The sequence below is a fragment of the Thiolapillus sp. genome, from assembly GCF_048562965.1.
GTDB lineage: Bacteria > Pseudomonadota > Gammaproteobacteria > Chromatiales > Chromatiaceae > Thiolapillus > Thiolapillus brandeum_A.
The window spans coordinates 1-3454 of sequence record NZ_JBHNMF010000353.1; the positions used below are offsets into that span (position 1 = coordinate 1).

The following is a 3454-nucleotide window of genomic DNA, read 5'->3' on the forward strand; positions in this document are numbered from 1 at the left end:
AGTTGTTGTGTAGTGCTTGGTGACCAGGACGGCTGGGGCACGAATAGGTTGTCAAAGGCCGAGTCGATTTTGGGGACTGGGATGTCCCAAAATCTATCACGAGGCCGAAGACACGCTTGCATTTTGATCGCTTGCTGTGTGTGATGGTGCCGGGTGGCGCTATTCTACATGGAATTTTCTGTTAGTGTAGGGGCGGCGGCCCTGTTCGCACCCTCTGCAGCGATACCGCGCAATACACTGCGCTCTTACGTCCTGCAAACCGCATCCGCCGACGACCCAAACTTTTCATTTTGCGAGCAAGTCTTCCGGTAACCCGCCGCAGTCCGTGATGCGTATCCGTTTGTGCTTGCTGCCGAGGCCGGATTCGATAATGACCTGCTTCCTGGTTACCCTGAATGTCTTGGCGAGGTATTTGATGAGGTAGGCATTGGCCTTGCCGTCCACCGGTGGCGCCTTGATGCGCAGCTTGCGTGAATCTTCCATGATCTCCCCGAAAGCATCCTTGCCCGCGCGAGGCTGGATCTTCAGGAACAGCAGCAGATCCTCCCCGTCCAGCCGGTACCAGCTCACAGCGCTATGAGATGAGTGCTGCCACCAGCTGGTTCAGCGGGGGCAGGATGAGCATTTTCAGCACGATCAGCCCCAGTATGGCGGCCATGGGAGAGAGGTCGATGCCGCCAATGGGTGGAATGAAGCGCTGTACAGGCCGCAGGACAGGTGCGGTCAGGGAATAGAGCAGGCTGGCTGCGGGGTTGTAGGTGCCCGGATTGACCCAGCTGAGTATGGCCTGAATGATAATGGCATAGAGAAAGATATTGATGGTGGGCCCGACCAGACCCGGGATGGCGCCAAGGATGGCATAGCCGGGAGAAAAGGCGCCGGTGGAGATCAGTACTACCAGCAGCAGTTCCACGGCCTTGAGTGCCCAGGCCAGTACCAGTGCGGCCACATCCATGCCGCCCATGCTGGGAATCATGCGGCGCAGGGGCACCAGCACTGGGGAGGTGACCTTGACGATGAACTGGGACAGGGGATTGTAGAAATCGGCGCGGGTCAGCTGCAGGAAAAAGCGCAACAGCACGACAAGTATGTAGGCTTCGAATACAAACTGCAGAATGAAAATCAGTGGGTTGGTGGCGTAGCTTGTTCCCATCAGTCTTCTCCCATCGCGGTGGACATTTCGATGGACCTGTCCCGCGCGGCGGTCAGCGCCTTGTCGACCAGCTTTTCCAGCTCATGTTCCCTAAAACTGTCCAGGGCCTTTTCCGTGGTGCCGCCGGGAGAGGTGACGCTCCTGCGCAGGTCTTCCAGTTCGGTGGCGCTCTCCATGGCCATGCGCGCGGCGCCCAGGGCGGTCTGCAGCACCAGCAGGTGGGCGGTCTTGTCGGGCAGCCCCAGTTTGCGCGCACTGTTTTCCATGGCTTCCATGAACAGGAAAAAATAGGCAGGACCACTGCCTGATACGGCGGTGAGGGCATCCATCTGACTTTCATCGTCCAGCCACACGGCGATGCCCGTGGCGCGCATGATGTGCTCGGCCTCACTGCGCTGGTCGTCGCCGACGCTGGCTGGCGCATACAGGCCACTGGCGCCGGCTCCCAGCATGGCGGGGGTATTGGGCATCACGCGCACCAGGGGGATGTCTTCACCCAGCCATGCCTGCAGACTGGCGTGCCGGATGCCGGCGGCGATGGACAGACACAGTGGTTTTTTCCGATTCAGCGCGGGCGCCAGGGCAGTCGCTACCGCTTTCAGCACCTGGGGCTTGACCGCGAGGATGAGAATATCCGCCTCGTTTGCGGCCAGGCTGTTGTCATCCACGGTACGCACACCGAAGCTGGCGGCGAGCTGTTCCCGGCGCTGATCATCGGGTTCGGCCACCAGGATGTTCTGGGGGGGGATGCCGTCTTCGATCAGTCCTTTGATCAGGGCGCTGGCCATATTGCCGCCGCCGATGAATGCCAGAGTCTTTGTCTTCATTGCTGTGTTCTCGGTCCGAATATCGCAGTGCCAATGCGCACCATTGTAGCGCCTTCACAGATGGCTGCCTGCATATCTCCCGACATCCCCATGGAAAGGCTGTCCAACCCATGGCCCTGCCGGTTCATTTCTGTCAGCAACCGATGCAATTGAGAAAACACTTCGTGTTGCTCCGCCGTGGTTGCTGATGCGGGGGGCATGGTCATCAGCCCTCTCAGCTGCAGATGGGGCAGATCTGCCAGTTTTTCAAGCAGGGGCGCCAGTTCGTCTGCGGATATACCACTCTTGCTGGCTTCTCCGGTGAGATTCAGCTGCACGCAAATGTTGACGGGTGGCAGCCCTTCAGGACGCTGTTCGCTGAGCCGCCGGCCGTGTTTCAGGCTGCTCAGGGTATGCACCCACGCGAAGTTCTCTGCGATGGGCCGGGTCTTGTTGGACTGGATGCGGCCGATAAAATGCCATTCGATATCGCAATCCTGCAGCAGGGGGATTTTTTGCAGGGCATCCTGCAGGTAGTTTTCGGCAAACGCCTTCTGTCCTGCCTTCCAGACCTCGCGAATCTCGCTGGCCGGGCGGGTCTTGCTTACAGCAATGAGTCGTACGCTGGTTGGATCTCTGTCACAAGATAAGGCAAAGCGCCTAATCTGTGCTTGCACCTGTGATAATCTTTGTTGCAGTTTGCTCATGGCAACCTGAAAAATACCTTATGGGATCGTTTGGGTCTGTACTATTATAAAGCTATTGTGATTGTATAAAGCTATTGTGATTGCATCGAACATCGGGGGGCGATGTCGGGCGGCGCAGGTCTTTACCTGAGTGCATCCGGCAGTTTTCTTCCCGGAAAAAAAGAGGGATTTCATGGACATTACAGAACTGCTTGCTTTCAGCGTCAAGCACAACGCTTCGGAGTAACTACTCACCCCTATCAGCATAGAGCTGTCCCGAAAAGGCCATTTGAATGGCGACCAGCGGATTGTATCCCTGATTTGCCATGGTCTGCAGGTAACTGGAGATGCGGCAATAGGCCTCGGCGTACTTTCTTGTCCGGAAGCACCCCGACACCTTCTGTTTGACCTTGCTCATTCTCAGGTCACGTTCGGCCCGGTTGTTGGTAAACGGCACGTATGAGAGTCTGGCGAAGAGCAGTACTGCCGTCTCATGCTTCTTCAGTCGTTCCCACAGGTTGTGCGCATCGGATTTGGCGACCCGGCCCCGTTTGCCGTTTTGTCTGGGCGGGATAGGCGGGAGCTGCTTTGCACCGCGGGTGAGGATATTGCGGTAGCGTTTCTGCAGATTTTTGTACTCATTCCCGGTCAGGCGCTTCGATTGGCGTTTGGCGACAATGGCGCAGGGTTCCTGGAGCAGGCGCTTCATATTGGCCGCCCAGGCATAGTTATTGGAGTCGATGACGAAGGTGAGCTCGCGCAGCAGGTGCGAACCACACAGCCCATGGCCGCATTGGTCATACGAGAGA

General features: G+C 57.7%; 5 protein-coding genes. All 5 read right to left on the bottom strand.

The window, feature by feature from the left end:
• Positions 1–285: 285 nt before the first annotated feature.
• On the bottom strand, positions 286–570 hold the full coding sequence (locus ACOCD2_RS14615) for a DUF167 family protein (RefSeq protein WP_293647216.1): 285 nt from the start codon (positions 568–570) through the stop codon (positions 286–288).
• 4 nt (positions 571–574) lie between these two features.
• On the bottom strand, positions 575–1153 hold the full coding sequence (locus tag ACOCD2_RS14620) for a YggT family protein (protein WP_293647217.1): 579 nt from the start codon (positions 1151–1153) through the stop codon (positions 575–577).
• Entirely contained in the window at positions 1153–1980 is an 828-nt protein-coding gene (gene proC, locus ACOCD2_RS14625; protein WP_293647218.1) for a pyrroline-5-carboxylate reductase, read from the bottom strand. Before proC ends, ACOCD2_RS14620 begins: the two co-directional genes overlap by 1 nt.
• Positions 1977–2666: a YggS family pyridoxal phosphate-dependent enzyme gene (locus ACOCD2_RS14630; RefSeq protein WP_293647220.1), complete on the bottom strand. Its 690-nt coding sequence runs from the start codon at positions 2664–2666 to the stop codon at positions 1977–1979. Before ACOCD2_RS14630 ends, proC begins: the two co-directional genes overlap by 4 nt.
• 226 nt (positions 2667–2892) lie before the next feature.
• On the bottom strand, positions 2893–3454 hold a 562-nt coding region (locus ACOCD2_RS14635; RefSeq protein ID WP_419616373.1), incomplete at its 5' end, for an IS66 family transposase.